Source organism: Cryobacterium sp. (genome assembly GCF_025463825.1).
In the GTDB taxonomy this organism is placed as follows: domain Bacteria; phylum Actinomycetota; class Actinomycetes; order Actinomycetales; family Microbacteriaceae; genus Cryobacterium.
In genome coordinates, this window is sequence record NZ_JAODBG010000122.1 from 1 (window position 1) to 13,654 (window position 13,654).

12 protein-coding genes are annotated in these 13,654 nt (G+C 68.3%); 10 read left to right on the forward strand and 2 right to left on the reverse strand.

What is annotated here, in order from left to right; all coding sequences use genetic code 11:
• Positions 1-387 precede the first annotated feature (387 nt).
• From JWP54_RS15220 to JWP54_RS15240, 5 genes are all read left to right on the forward strand, one after another.
• Complete coding sequence (locus tag JWP54_RS15220) at positions 388-945, forward strand: GDSL-type esterase/lipase family protein (RefSeq protein ID WP_297373555.1); 558 nt, start codon at positions 388-390, stop codon at positions 943-945.
• Between the two features lie 36 nt (positions 946-981).
• Positions 982-2,877 (forward strand): DUF2207 domain-containing protein, encoded by a 1,896-nt coding sequence (locus JWP54_RS15225; RefSeq protein WP_297373558.1) that lies wholly within the window; start codon positions 982-984, stop codon positions 2,875-2,877.
• Positions 2,877-3,215 (forward strand): DUF6804 family protein, encoded by a 339-nt coding sequence (locus tag JWP54_RS15230; protein WP_297373563.1) that lies wholly within the window; start codon positions 2,877-2,879, stop codon positions 3,213-3,215. Before JWP54_RS15225 ends, JWP54_RS15230 begins: the two co-directional genes overlap by 1 nt.
• A 211-nt stretch (positions 3,216-3,426) precedes the next feature.
• Complete coding sequence (locus tag JWP54_RS15235) at positions 3,427-5,601, forward strand: DEAD/DEAH box helicase (protein WP_297373565.1); 2,175 nt, start codon at positions 3,427-3,429, stop codon at positions 5,599-5,601.
• A 131-nt stretch (positions 5,602-5,732) separates the two neighbouring features.
• Entirely contained in the window at positions 5,733-6,761 is a 1,029-nt protein-coding gene (locus JWP54_RS15240) for a 6-phosphofructokinase (protein WP_297373567.1), read from the forward strand.
• Between the two features lie 78 nt (positions 6,762-6,839).
• Here the strand turns inward: JWP54_RS15240 and JWP54_RS15245 are convergent, their stop codons facing one another.
• Positions 6,840-7,103, reverse strand: a complete 264-nt coding sequence (locus tag JWP54_RS15245) for a mycoredoxin (RefSeq protein WP_297373571.1) — start codon at positions 7,101-7,103, stop codon at positions 6,840-6,842.
• A gap of 75 nt (positions 7,104-7,178) precedes the next feature.
• On the opposite strand from JWP54_RS15245, the gene JWP54_RS15250 reads away from it, so the two are divergent.
• The 3 genes from JWP54_RS15250 to JWP54_RS15260 all read left to right on the forward strand — a co-directional run bounded on the left by JWP54_RS15250 (position 7,179) and on the right by JWP54_RS15260 (position 9,357).
• Complete coding sequence (locus JWP54_RS15250) at positions 7,179-7,655, forward strand: NUDIX domain-containing protein (protein ID WP_297373574.1); 477 nt, start codon at positions 7,179-7,181, stop codon at positions 7,653-7,655.
• A 179-nt stretch (positions 7,656-7,834) separates the two neighbouring features.
• A complete protein-coding gene (locus tag JWP54_RS15255) occupies positions 7,835-9,028 on the forward strand; it encodes an inorganic phosphate transporter (protein ID WP_297373577.1) in 1,194 nt (397 codons plus the stop codon).
• A complete protein-coding gene (locus JWP54_RS15260) occupies positions 9,025-9,357 on the forward strand; it encodes a peptidase (RefSeq protein ID WP_297373579.1) in 333 nt (110 codons plus the stop codon). Before JWP54_RS15255 ends, JWP54_RS15260 begins: the two co-directional genes overlap by 4 nt.
• A 92-nt stretch (positions 9,358-9,449) precedes the next feature.
• Here the strand turns inward: JWP54_RS15260 and JWP54_RS15265 are convergent, their stop codons facing one another.
• Positions 9,450-10,724, reverse strand: a complete 1,275-nt coding sequence (locus JWP54_RS15265) for a solute carrier family 23 protein (RefSeq protein ID WP_297373582.1) — start codon at positions 10,722-10,724, stop codon at positions 9,450-9,452.
• A 144-nt stretch (positions 10,725-10,868) separates the two neighbouring features.
• Here JWP54_RS15265 and JWP54_RS15270 point away from each other — a divergent pair, with 144 nt between their 5' ends.
• Together JWP54_RS15270 and JWP54_RS15275 are read left to right on the forward strand one after the other, a co-directional pair.
• Positions 10,869-12,530, forward strand: coding sequence for a carboxylesterase/lipase family protein (locus JWP54_RS15270; RefSeq protein ID WP_297373585.1), 1,662 nt, complete (start codon positions 10,869-10,871; stop codon positions 12,528-12,530).
• A gap of 211 nt (positions 12,531-12,741) precedes the next feature.
• Positions 12,742-13,654: NCS2 family permease (locus JWP54_RS15275; RefSeq protein WP_297373588.1), on the forward strand; the 913-nt coding region annotated here is incomplete at its 3' end.

Here is a 13,654-nt window from a genome sequence, read left to right on the forward strand (position 1 = left end):
CACCGGCTACTGCACAACCAAGGCTGGCAGATCTTCGAACACTCCGGCGCCTACTGGCTCAGGCCACCCGCGTCCGCGGACCCCGGCCAAAAGCTCATCCAGCTGCACAGCAAAAGCCCCGCCGCCCAGGAACAGCACGACCACTGATCCCACCAGCGCTGAGCCCACGTCACGCCGCCATCCGCTGGTCGAGCTTCTCAAGGCCCGGAGGGACGACCTACGAAGCGCAACCATCCGTGGGGGGATTGACAGGGGCGGAAAATGGGCGTTGTGCCGGTGGGGAGACCCGCCGGAGGGGGCATGGGGGTCTGACGGAAGGTTGCCAGCTTGAACTCTAGCCAAGCCCCATCCGCTGACGCATTATGGAAGGCAAGCGCGGGAGGCAGCATGTCTGAAGTGGTGGTGTTCGTCGGTGATGGTCTCAGCGCTGCCGCCGGATGGGAAGAACGATTTCCTGAGTTCCAGGTTCACAACCTCGGGGTGAACGGCGACACGACAGATGAGGTGATCGCCCGGCTCGACGATGTCGTGGCCGCCGCGCCCGACGCCGTCGTGCTGCAGGTGGGCACCAACGATGTGGGCTGGCACCGCTCCGATGAATACATCGTGCGCAACATCGAAACCATCCTCTGCGACCTGCGCAAGCAGCTTCCCACCGCCCGGCTGCTGGTCCAGTCTGTGCCGCCGCGGGAAGAGGACTTCACGTCGGTGATCCGGTCGGTCAATCGGCACCTGCGCCAGTTCGCGCCAACGGTGAAGGCTCGCTACCTTGACCTCTGGCCGGTTCTGGCCGACGCCGAAGGCCGGCTCAGTGCGGAGTGGTCAACCGACGGACTCCGTCTCACCGAGCCCGGTTACGACGTCTGGCACGCCGAATTGCGACCGGCGCTGGTCGAGGCCCTGGAACATCCGCTCACCGTGCCGGTCAGTACCCAGCCCGCCTGACCGCGCACTGGCCGCGGCGATGGCTAGCATGAAGGCATGCGCAGACGCCTTCGGCTCCTCACCAGCCTGACTGTGGGCGCGCTGACGCTCACGGGACTCCTCGGGTTCGCAGCATCCGGGGCGAGCGCGCAGACGATCGAGGGACCGGCGCAGGTAACCGAGCAACGCCTGCCGGCCGACGTCGACGACTTCAGCTTCGCGTCCCTGCAAGCCGACTACCGGATCGACCGCGACGACGAGGGGCGCTCGACCCTGGCCAGCACCGAAACTCTCGTCGCGGAGTTCCCTGAGATCGACCAGAATCACGGCATCCGCCGCAACATCCCCACCCATTACCGGGGCCAGCCCACCGGTATCTCCGTCGACTCAGTCACCGACGGAGACGGACACGAGCGGGACTACGAGACCGAGACCATTTCCGACGACTCCGACGCCGAATACCTCAGCATCACCATCGCCGACGACGGTTACGTACACGGCGACCAGACCTACGTCATCAGCCACACCCAACGGCACGTCGTCCTCTTCCCCGACGACGCCGCCGACCAGGAGTTCTACTGGGAAGTGAACGGAACGGGCTGGGCGCAGCCGTTCGGAACCGTGTCGGCGACCGTGCACGTTGCGCCGGACCTGGTGCCTGCCCTGACCGGCCAGACCGCCTGCTACCAGGGTGGCTCGGCATCCGGCACGGCGTGCGACACGCTCGACAGCTCCTCCGACGGTGACGAATGGGTGATCGAGGTCTCCGCACGCGACCTGGGCCCGCACGAGGGGCTCGCGTTGGCCGTCGCCTTCGCCGACGGAACCTTCGTGCCCAGGGACGACTCGTTCACCGCCAACCCGTTTCCCGCGATCGCCCTCGCCGCCGCGATCGCCTCGCTGGTGGCGGCGGCCCTCGCGGTGGTCGCCCGGAGCACGCGGTGGCGCAACCGGCCCGGCCGGCCCACCATCATCCCCGAGTACCTGCCACCTGCCGGAGCGAATCTGCTGCACGCCGGTGACGTGCTCGGCTCCCGCGCCGCCAGCCGGGCGCTCACCGCCCAGTTCCTGCAGTTCGCGGTGCGCGGCAACGTACGAGTGCTCGAGGGCGACGGCAAGAATCACTACCTGCTCGAGCTGCGCAGCCGCGACGGCCTTGACGCCACCGAGCGCAAGGTGCTGGATGCGCTGTTCCCTGCACGCCAACCGATCGGCGCCATCCGCGATCTCAAGAAGAAGAGCACCAAACTGGGCACCGCGCTGCAGAAGGTGCGCAGTGGCGCCCGCAAACGGATGATCACCGACGGACTGCGGGAGAAGAAGGGCGGTTCGCTACGTCGCTGGCTGATCGCCGCCGCCATCCTCTTCGGGATCCTCGCCCTCGTGGCCAGCATCATCTCATTCGCCACCGAGGTTGCAGGCGCCTGGCCCGCGCTGTTCCTGGTGGCGGGACTCGCGGCCACGATTGTTACGCTTGCAGTCACCGTCGAAGTGTGTCCGCTCACCGCTCGCGGCGCCGAACTCCGCGACTACCTGAAGGGCGTCATCGTGTACATTTCGCTGGCCGAAGCCGACCGGCTCCGGGTGCTGCAAAGCCCCGAGGGGGCGCTGCGCACGGCATACCGGCCCGATGGTGCCGGGCCCGTGGCCACCGCACCCGTCCAGGTGCTGAAGCTGTATGAACGGCTGCTGCCGATCGCCGTGCTCACCGGCGAGGAAAAGCAGTGGTCGAAGGTCCTCGGCGACTACTACGACACCACCCACGAACAGCCTGACTGGTATGTGGGCAACTCACCGTTCACCGCCGCATATTTCGCGACCGGGGTGGCCTCATTCGCCACCAGCACCGCGTCGGCGTGGTCGGGCAGCGCGGCGAGTTCCTCCAGATCCGGCTCTGGCGGCGGTGGATCCGTCGGCGGTGGCGGCGGCGGCGGCGGGGGAGGGGGCGTCTGATGGGCACCCCGGCAGAACCCACTTTCACCAGGTCCGCCCTTGCGCCCGGCCTGCTCGGCGCGATCGCGCTGCTGGCCGGGCTGGCGCTGCTGGACGTGGACAGCTTCGTCATCGTCCGGTATATCGTCAGCATCCTGGCGCTGATCATCTGCGTTTTCGTGATCCAGGCGAAGTCATGGTGGTGGCTCATCGGCCTGGTGCCCATCGTGGTGCTGTGGAACCCGATCGTGGTGCTCGACCTGCACGGCCAGGGTTGGGTGTCCGCACAGTTCATCGCCGCTCTGGTGTTCATCATCGTCGGGGTGCGCACAAAGGTCCCGGTGTCAATGCACCGCTGAATCCGGGCACGGGCATAGACTGAAGGCACGTCTGGAGAACCCAGTCAGTGTCTCGACCGTGGCCCTGCAGCGATCAGCGCATTCATGCCTGACCGATGCGGCGTCGTGTTGCTCGATTCTGGGGTTCGGCGTATCGATCGCAAAGGCATCCCGTGGATGCGCAACACGACGAGCGCGCATGTTTGTACGCGCTGGTGTGAAGTGGAGAGAAATGGCCTACACCCGCCCCAACGGAGCGGGCCGCGCTGGCGCCGGCAGCGGTCGAACTCGTCAACGTCCGCGTTCCCGCGACGATGACGCCCCCATCATCCCGATCCTCGCCCGCAAGGTGCGCGAAGTCGAGGCCAAGGCGCAGAGCGGGGCCAAGCTCGGCCCCACAAACCGCACCAAGTACCAGGTCATCGCGCTGCTCATGCGCGAGGAGCGCGCCAGGGTCAAGACCGACAGCGAACTCACCGACGCGAACCGTGCCGAGCTGCTCAAACGCCTCGACGGCATCGCCCAGATCCTGGCGAAGACCGCCGCCCGCGACACGAGCCTGATCACCCTGCTCGAGCCGGATGCCGGCGTCTCCACCGTCGCGCAGCGCTTCCGCCGCGACTGGCTGCTGGAATCCGGCGCCGAGCTCAGCCCGGATGAACTCATCATCACCCGCGAACCCGAGCCCAAGCCCGAGGTACCGCAGAACCAGGTCATCCCGCAGTCCGTGCGGGCCCGCCAGCTTGCCAACCCGTTCCTCGCCCCCGACTTCAGCGCCGTGAAGGCCGCCCCGGTCTCCTCCGCGCGCCGCCTGGCCAACTGGGAACTGCTCGGTCCCCTGTTCAAGTCGTTCGAGTACGGCTCCGGTGGCCAGGCCGCCAGCATGGACCTGCCCGAGGCCCCGATCGTCGACAGATTCTCCCCGCGCGGCATGGAGCTGATGCGGCACCAGGCGCGCTTCATCGAGAGTGCCCGCCTCGGCCACCGCAGCTACCTCCTCGCCGACGAGCCCGGCCTCGGCAAGACCGCGCAGAGCCTGCTCGCCGCCTCCGTTTCCGGCGCGTACCCGCTGCTGGCGATCGTGCCCAACGTCGTGAAGATGAACTGGGTACGCGAAGTAGAGCTGTGGACGCCGCACCGCCGCGCCACCGTCATCCACGGTGACGGCGACACCCTCGACGCCTTCGCCGACGTCGTCGTGGTCAACTATGACGTCCTCGACCGCCACCTCGCGTGGCTCGGCACCCTCGGCTTCAAGGGCATGGTCGTCGATGAGGCGCACTTCATCAAAAACCTGCAGTCGCAGCGCTCCAAGCACGTGCTCAGCCTCGCCGACCAGATCCGCCGCCGTACCCCGGGCAACAACCCGCTGCTGATGGCGCTCACCGGCACCCCGCTGATCAACGACGTCGACGACTTCCGGGCCATCTGGCAGTTCCTCGGCTGGATCGACGGCGACAAGCCCACGGCCAAGCTCATGCAGCGCCTGGAGGAAACCGGCCTCACCCCCGCGGACGCCGGCTTCTACACCGCGGCCCGCTCCGCCGTCATCGACATGGGCATCGTGCGCCGCCGCAAGGTCGACGTCGCCGCCGACCTGCCCGCCAAGCGCATCGCCGACCTGCCGGTCGAGCTGGATAGCGAACTGGGCCGGTCGATCCAGAAGGCCGAACGCGAACTCGGCGCCCGCCTGGTCAAGCGTTACAACGCCCTCATCGCCGCCCGGCACCCCGGCGTCAAGGCCCCGGTGCTCAGCGACGACGAACGCACCGCCTACATCCGCGCCGTCGCACACGCCGACCTCGAAGAGTCCAAAGGCACCAGCATCGGTGAGAACGTGTTCACCATGGTGCGCAAGATCGGTCAGGCCAAGGCCGGCCTCGCGGCGGACTACGCGGCGCAGCTGGCGCACTCGGTGGGCAAGGTTGTGTTCTTCGCCAAGCACATCGATGTGATGGATGCCGCGGAGGAGATCTTCGCCAAGCGGGGCCTTCGCACGGTGTCGTTGCGCGGCGACCAGAGCGCTTTGGCCCGCCAGGCGGCGATCGACTCCTTCAACACCGACCCCGAGGTCGCCGTCGTGGTGTGCTCGCTCACCGCTGCCGGCGTCGGCGTGAACCTGCAGGCCGCTTCCAACGTGGTGCTCGCCGAACTCAGCTGGACCGCAGCCGAGCAGACGCAGGCCATCGACCGGGTGCACCGTATCGGCCAGTCCGAGCCGGTGACGGCGTGGCGGATCATCGCCGCGCACACCATCGACGCGCGCATCGCCGAACTCATCGGCAGCAAGCAGGGCCTCGCGGCCCGCGCACTCGACGGCGACGACGACGAGCTCTCCCCGGCCGACTCGGTGCAAGCCAGCGCGTTGGCCTTCGTGCTCTCGCAGGCGCTCGACGGGGAGCTGTGACACCGGGCCGGAAGTCCCTACTGAGAGCAGCGCCGTCGGTGTTGACTTGATTCAGGCATCCACCCGCCGCCATGATGGGGACGGGCGACTGCCGCACCACAACATGCATGCACTAAAGGAGTAGCCAGAAAATGAAGATCGGTATCCTGACCAGCGGTGGAGACTGCCCAGGCCTCAACGCAGTGATTCGGGGTGCTGTCCTCAAGGGCGGCCGCGCCTACGACTCCGAATTCGTGGGCATCCGCAACGGCTGGCGGGGGTTGGTGCAGGGTGAGTTCATGAAGCTCGACCGGCACAGCGTTCGTGGCCTCTCCCGCCAGGGTGGCACCATCCTCGGCAGCTCCCGCACCAACCCGTTCGAGGGCGAGAATGCGGGCCCCGAGAACATCCAGAAGACCATGGACGCCGAGGGAATCGACGCCATCATCGCCATCGGCGGCGAGGGCACCCTCACGGCCGCCCGTCGCCTCACCGATGCCGGCATCAAGATCGTCGGCGTGCCGAAGACCATCGACAACGACCTCGCCGCCACCGACTACTCGTTCGGCTTCAACACCGCCGTCGAGATCGCCACCGAGGCCATCGACCGGCTGCGCACCACGGCCGACTCGCATGGCCGCTGCATGATCGTCGAGGTCATGGGCCGCCACGTGGGCTGGATCGCGCTGCACTCCGGCATGGCCGGCGGCGCTCATGCCATCCTGATCCCCGAGCAGCCGCAGACCATCGAGCAGATCTGCCATTGGGTCGAGAGCGTTCGCGACCGCGGCCGCGCCCCGGTCCTGGTCGTCTCCGAGGGGTTCCTGCTCGCCGAGATGGGCGAGGCGCACTCGCACAAGGGCCTGGACGCGTTCAACCGTCCCCGCCTCGGCGGCATCAGCGAGCTCATCGCCCCGATGGTCGAAGAGCGCACCGGCATCGAGGCCCGCGCGACGGTCCTCGGCCACACCCAGCGCGGTGGCGCCCCGTCGGCCTACGACCGGGTGCTCGCCACCCGTCTCGGCATGGCGGCCGTCGACGCCGTCATCGAGGGCAAGTGGGGCTCGATGGTCTCCCTCAAGGGCACCGACATCGCCAACGTCAGCATCGCCGACGCGACCATGGACCTCAACCGGGTCACCCAGGCGCGCTACGACGAAGCGGCCGTGCTCTTCGGTTAAACCCGGCGTCGACACAGAAATGCCCGGGCGGCTCAGGCCGCCCGGGCATTTCTGCTGCGGGAAAGAAGGAGGGCTGGTTCAGGCCGCCGGAGCGAGCTTGGCCTGCACCTGCGCGAGTGACGGGTTGGTGGCGGCGGAGCCGTCCGGGAACAGGACGGTGGGAACCGTCTGGTTACCGCCGTTCAGGCTCATCACGAGCTCCGGGGTGCCCTCGACCTCCTCGATGTTGACCTCGGTGTAACCGATGCCGTTCCGGTCGAGCTGCGTCTTCAGACGCGAGCAGTAGCCGCACCACGTGGTGGTGAACATCGTGATAGTTCCGGTCTCAGGCACAAAATCCATGCATACAGCGTAACTGAGATTCCTTGGAAAACGCTTGCGGCCGTCGGCACCCGACCGCTCGCTACGATTGAAGCCATGACCGACCTGCCCCAGGTGTGCGTGTGCTACCTCACCCGCCTCTCCGACACCGGCGAACGACAGGTGCTGCTGGGCCGCAAGAAGAAGGGCCTTGGTCTGGGTAACATCGTCGGCCTCGGCGGCAAGCTCGAGCCGGGGGAGTCCGCCGTCGAGGCGGCCGTGCGGGAGGTCGAGGAAGAATCCGGCCTGACCGTCACGGCGGATGCGCTCACCCCGATGGGAGTGCTCACGTACCTGTTCCCGCACAAGCCGGCCTGGAGCCAGCGGTCGAACGTCTTCGTCACCGACCGCTGGAGCGGCACCCCGCGGGAGTCCGACGAGCTGTACCCGGAGTGGTTCACCATCGCCCGGCTGCCCGTGGACGACATGTGGGACGACGCCAGGCATTGGCTGCCGGGCGTGCTGGCCGGCATCCCCATCGAGGCGACCTTCACCTTCGGCGAAGACCTCGCCAGCGTCGTGGCCCGCGGCTGAAGCTGCACGGACCGTTTCTATACCCTGTGAAGACGGCCGCTGAACATCCGCTGAATTGACCTGCCCGGCAGAGGATGTCAGGATCAACGAGGCCCGGTTTCGAGCCAGCCAGTTCTCTTGACGTGCGCGCGGACCTCTGTTCGGCCGTGGTCCGGGGCGATACTCAAGGAAAGACGCCGGTGGATTTCACCCTTATCGTCGTGCTGGTCATCGCGCTAGCCCTCATCTTCGACTTCACGAACGGCTTCCACGACACGGCCAACGCCATGGCCACGCCGATCGCCACCGGGGCCATGAAGCCCAAGGTCGCCGTCGGCGTCGCCGCCGTGCTGAACCTTGTCGGTGCGTTCCTCTCCACCGAGGTGGCCAAGACCGTCTCCAGCGGCATCATCAAGGAGGGCGACGGCGGCATCCAGATCACCCCCGAGATGATCTTCGCCGGCCTGATCGGCGCCATCGTCTGGAACCTGATCACCTGGCTTCGGGGCCTCCCGTCCAGCTCCAGCCACGCCCTCTTCGGCGGCCTGATCGGCGCCACCATCATCGGCGTCGGCGCGCAAGCCGTGGCCTACGACGTCGTCCTGGCCAAGGTCATCCTGCCGGCTCTGATCGCCCCGATCACCGTGGGCATCGTCGCGTTCATCGCCACCCGCCTGGCCTACGCCATCACCCGTCGCGACATCGGCAAGCCGGATGGCCGTGGCGGCTTCCGCTACGCGCAGATTTTCTCCTCGTCGCTGGTGGCCCTCTCGCACGGCACCAACGACGCGCAGAAGACCATGGGCGTGATCACGCTCACCCTCATCGCCGGCGGCTACCAGAGCGTCGGGTCGGGGCCGCAGTTCTGGGTCGTCGCCTGCTGCGCCCTCGCCATCGCGATCGGCACCTACACCGGTGGCTGGCGCATCATCCTCACCATGGGCCGCGGGCTGACCGAGATCAAGCCGGCGCAGGGTTTCGCCGCCGAGACCAGTACCGCCGCCACCATCCTCGCCTCCAGTCATCTCGGTTTCGCCCTCTCCACCACCCAGGTGGCCTCCGGCTCGGTCATCGGCTCCGGCCTCGGCCGGCGCGGTTCGACCGTGCGCTGGGGCATGGCCGGCCAGATCGCGCTCGGCTGGTTGCTCACCCTGCCGGCCTCCGCCATCATGGGTGCGTTCGCCGCCGGACTGGCGCTGCTGGGCCCGATCGGCATCATCCTCGACGTGGTGATCGGCACCGCCGTCGTGTACATCCTGTTCCGCTGGTCCAAGCGCGACAGGGTCTCCCACGACAACATGCTGCATGACATCGATGACGCCGGCCACGTCGTCCGGATCAAGAAAACGCCCCGCAAGCCGTCCCGCAAGGACCGACAGAAGGTAACACTGTGATCGACTGGGCCGCCTTCCTCGTTGTCGCCGCCGCCGCCCTGGTGTCATCGGCCGTCGTCGTCTCGCTCTACTCGCTGGGCCTTCGCCTGCTGACCACGGCCGGGCGCATCCCCACTGTGGAGCCTGCCGAGTTCACCGGCGCCATCACGGTGCTCACGCCGGCCCGCGCGGCCAAAAACGCCAAGCGGGCGCGTAAGGCACGCAAGGCCAACCCGCTCACCGCCGGCCAGAAGCGCCTGGCCCAGTACTCCGGCTATTTCTGCTTCACCCTGTGCGGCCTGATCGTGCTCTACGGCGTCTACCTGATCGTCCCCGCCCTGCACACCTAGGCACACAAAAGGCCCGCGAGCCGTGAGCTGAGCCCCGAAAAGAAGCCTCGGGAAGGTGCTCTGCTCACGGCTCGCGGGCCGTGTGGTGCGGGTTACGCCGTACGGCGGACGCGGGCCACCCACGTCATGACGTGGTAGATCACGATGGCCGCGATGGTGCCGAGCGCGATGCCGTTGAACGTCAGGGTGCCGGCGCTGAAGGTGTAGTCGGCGATGCCGATGATCAGCGCGGTCGCGGCCGTGAACTGGTTCACCGGCTTGCTGAAGTCCACCCGGTTGTCCAGCCAGATCTTCACGCCGATGATACCGATCAGGCCGTACAGGGCCGTGGTGACACCGCCGAGGACACCTTCGGGGATGGTGCTGATGACCGCGCCCACCTTGGGGGAGAGGCCCAGCAGCACCGCGACGATGCCGGCGACCCAATATGCGGCCGTCGAGTAGATGCGGGTGGCGGCCATCACGCCGATGTTCTCGCCGTAGGTGGTGGTGCCGGAGCCGCCACCGAATCCTGCCAACACCGTGGCCAGGCCGTCGGCGAGAAGTGCCCGCCCGGTGAGCTTGTTCACCGAACTGTCGGTCATCTGCGCGACACCACGGATGTGCCCGACGTTCTCGGCGATCAGCACCAGCACCACGGGCAGGAAGGCCGGCAGGATTGTCCAGACGGCGGGATTCTCGAACGGGTTGGTCGGCAGGGTGAGCGGCGGCAGGCCGACCCAGGCGGCGTTTCCGACGGCGCTGAAGTCGACCTCGCCCTGGATCACGGCGGCCAGATAGCCGACGATCACGCCCAGGAAGATCGAGAGGCGGCCGAGGATGCCGCGGAACACGACGGTCGACAGGATGACGGCGGCGAGGGTGATCACGGCCGTGAGCGGAGCGAGGGTGAAGTTCGCCTTCGCCACCGGTGCCAGGTTGAAACCGATCAGCGCCACGATCGCGCCGGAGACCACCGGCGGCATCAGCGCGTCGATCCAGCCCGCCCCAGTGACCTGCACGACGGCGCCCACCACGGCCAGCAGAACGCCGACGGCCAGGATGCCGAACAGGGCGCTGCCCATGCCCGCGGTGGCGACGGCGGCGGTGATCGGGGCGATGAACGCGAACGACGAGCCGAGGTAGGACGGCAGCTTGTTGCGGGTGATCAGCAGGAACAGGATCGTGCCGATGCCGGAGAACAGGATTGTGGTGCTCGGCGGGAACCCGGTGATCAGCGGCACCAGGAAGGTGGCGCCGAACATCGCGACGACGTGCTGCGCGCCGATGCCGATGGTGATGGGCCAGTTGAGGCGTTCCCCGGGGGCCACCACGTCGGTGGGAGCGACGGTCTTTCCATCGCCGTGCAGGGTCCAGGGCAGTGCCATTGGTTCTCGTTTCTCTGGGAGCGGGCCGTGCCGGGTCGATCGGCCCTCATCGAGCGTAGTGCGGCTTGACACCCGCAGTCGCCTGTGAGCCCGGTGAAATAACCGCCGCGCGCGGCTGTCACCTCCCCGGATTAGGATCGGCCCATGACGCAGCCCGCCGGAACCCGCAGCCTCGCACCGCTGGAGATCCGGGTGTCCGGTGGCGTGGTGCGCGGCGTGAGCGAGCGAGGCATTCGCGCCTGGCGCGGCATTCCGTACGCGGCGGCGCCGGTGGGCCCGCTGCGGTTCCGGGCGCCGGCACCGGCGAGGCCGTGGCCCGGCGTGCGGGACGCCGCCGCCTTCGGCCCGGTGGCCCCCCAGAGCCACAAGGGCCAGTTCACCGGTGCTCACCCGCGGATTCCGCAGAGCGAGGACTGCCTGAACCTCAACGTGATCGCCCCGGATGCTCCCGTCGACGACGAGGCGCTGCGCCCGGTGATGGTGTTCGTGCACGGCGGCGCTTACAGCGTCGGGTCGTCGCGGGAGAATCCCCGGCAGGGCGAGGGTCTCGTGCGCCGTGGCGGGATCGTCTACGTGGGCATCAATTACCGCCTGGGCGCGCTCGGCTACCTCGACTTCAGCCGCTACTCCACGCCGGAGCGTCCCTTCGAGAGCAACCTGGGCCTGCGCGACCAGGTGGCCGCCCTCGCCTGGGTGCGCGCCAACATCCGCTCGTTCGGTGGCGACCCCGACGCCGTGACGCTGTTCGGCGAATCGGCCGGCGGCAACGCCGTGACCACGCTGATGACCGTGCCGGCCGCCGCCGGCCTGTTCCACCGGGCGATCGCGCAGAGCGCCCCGTCGAACGCCGTGTACCCGCCGGCGCTGACCGCCGAGTGGGCTGCCTCATTCGTGGGCATCCTCGCCGAACAGACACTGGGCGCGCGCACCGATGATCTCGTGCACCGCGCTGGACAGGGTTCCGTCGGTCGGGGCTCCGCTCGAGAGGGGGCAGGCGCCGGATCCGTCCACTTCGGGCCGGTCGAGTCCGGTCTCACCGACGCCGAGGCCGTGCGGCTGCTGCTGGATGCCGACCCGGCCCGCCTCGCCGGCGCGACCACGACCCTCACGGTGCGCTCGCCCGACCGCTACCCTGGGACGATCCCGCTCTGCCCGGTCATCGACGGGGACTTCCTGCCCGAGCGTCCGCTCGACGCGTTCCGGGACGGCCGGGCGCACCGGATCCCGCTGATGATCGGCACCAACGAGCGGGAGGGGTCGCTGTTCAGCGGCCGTATCGACATCCTCGCGTCCACGCCGCCGCGGATGCGGGCGGTCTTCGCCAACACCAAGAAGAAGGCGAAGAAGGCGCTCAAGGCGCTGTATCCGGGAATGCCCGCGGCACGCGCCGCGCTCGACTTCGGCGGCGACTATTCGTTCTGGTACCCGAGTGTGAAGGTGGCGGAGGGGCACTCCCGCTTTGCGCCGGTGTACTTCTACCGGTTCGATGCCGCGCCCCGGTTGCTGCGCCGGATGGGCCTGGATGCGACCCACGGCCTCGAACTTTTCCCGCTCTTCGACCGGCTGGACGGCTGGTTCGGCCGCGGCATGACGGTGCTGGGCGGCCGGCGGGCCTTCAAGGCCATCGGGGCGCGGATGCAGCGGTGGTGGCTCGCCTTCGCCGGCACCGGCGTTCCGGACGCCGCCTGGCCGGTCTACACCGAGGCGGACCGGCTCACCAGGATCATCGACGTCCGCGACCGGATCGAGTCCGATCCGCAGGGTGAACGACGGCTGGCCTGGGGCAAATTCGTGCCGCACGTTTGACCAGTGCGGTTGGGCCGATTTCCACGGCTTGCGCGCCGGGTCGTAGACTAAGGCGTTTGGCACGTCGCCGCACATAGACCGGGAGAGCATCATTTCCGCATCAGAGCACGAGTCCGCCGCCGCAGCGGCAACCGCCACAACAGGCACTCCGACCGGAACGGCGGCCGGATCACGCCCGGCCGGGCCGACCGGGCGTGGCGCCAAGTCAGCGCTGGACCGCTACTTCGAGATCACCCGCCGCGGCTCCACCTGGAGCCGGGAGGTGCGCGGCGGCCTGGTGACCTTCGTCACGATGGCCTACATCGTCATCCTCAACCCCCTCATCCTCGGTGGCTTCAGCGCCGACCAGGCCGCGGTGGACGTTTCGGGCAACTGGCTGCCCAACGGACAGGTCGCCGCCGTGACGGCTCTGACCGCCGGCGTCATGACCATCCTCTTCGGTGTCATCGCCCGCCTGCCGTTTGGTTTCGCCGCCGGGCTCGGCATCAACTCGTTCCTGGCCGTGAGCGTCGTCGGCCAGGTCACCTGGCCAGAGGCGATGGGCCTCGTCGTCATCAACGGGCTCATCATCGTGCTGCTGGCCAGCACGGGCCTGCGCCAGATGATCTTCACCGCGGTGCCCCGTCAGCTCAAGATCGCCATCACGGTGGGCATCGGCCTGTTCATCGCGTTCATCGGCCTGGTCGACTCCGGCTTCGTGCGCGCCAGCGGACTGGCCTCGCCGCCGCTGCAGCTGGGCGAGTCCGGCTCCGTCGCCAGCCTGCCCACCACCGTCTTCGTGATCGGCCTGCTCGTCATCGGCGTCCTCGTGGCCCGCAAGGTCAAGGGTGCCCTGCTGATCGGCATCGTCGGCACCACGATCCTGGCCGTCATCCTCGAGGCCATCTTCACGGTCGGCCCGTCGCTGGGCACCAACCCGGACGGCTGGAACCTCAACGCCCCCGTGCTGCCGACCAGCTTCGTCGCGCTGCCGGACCTGTCCCTCGTGGGCGAGGTGAGCTTCGGCGCGTTCGAGCGCATCGGCGTGCTCGCGGCCGTGATGCTCGTCTTCACCCTGGTCTTCACCAACTTCTTCGACGCCATGGGCACCATGACCGGGCTCTCCAACGAGGCCGGCGTGGCCG

Excerpts from the sequence above, each read along its gene's own strand:
- JWP54_RS15245 (WP_297373571.1), bottom strand. The coding sequence starts at position 7,103 with ATGGATTTTGTGCCTGAGACCGGAACTATCACGATGTTCACCACCACG.
- JWP54_RS15225 (WP_297373558.1), top strand. The coding sequence starts at position 982 with ATGCGCAGACGCCTTCGGCTCCTCACCAGCCTGACTGTGGGCGCGCTG.
- JWP54_RS15250 (WP_297373574.1), top strand. The coding sequence starts at position 7,179 with ATGACCGACCTGCCCCAGGTGTGCGTGTGCTACCTCACCCGCCTCTCC.
- JWP54_RS15230 (WP_297373563.1), top strand. The coding sequence starts at position 2,877 with ATGGGCACCCCGGCAGAACCCACTTTCACCAGGTCCGCCCTTGCGCCC.
- JWP54_RS15240 (WP_297373567.1), top strand. The coding sequence starts at position 5,733 with ATGAAGATCGGTATCCTGACCAGCGGTGGAGACTGCCCAGGCCTCAAC.
- JWP54_RS15220 (WP_297373555.1), top strand. The coding sequence starts at position 388 with ATGTCTGAAGTGGTGGTGTTCGTCGGTGATGGTCTCAGCGCTGCCGCC.
- JWP54_RS15270 (WP_297373585.1), top strand. The coding sequence starts at position 10,869 with ATGACGCAGCCCGCCGGAACCCGCAGCCTCGCACCGCTGGAGATCCGG.
- JWP54_RS15265 (WP_297373582.1), bottom strand. The coding sequence starts at position 10,724 with ATGGCACTGCCCTGGACCCTGCACGGCGATGGAAAGACCGTCGCTCCC.
- JWP54_RS15235 (WP_297373565.1), top strand. The coding sequence starts at position 3,427 with ATGGCCTACACCCGCCCCAACGGAGCGGGCCGCGCTGGCGCCGGCAGC.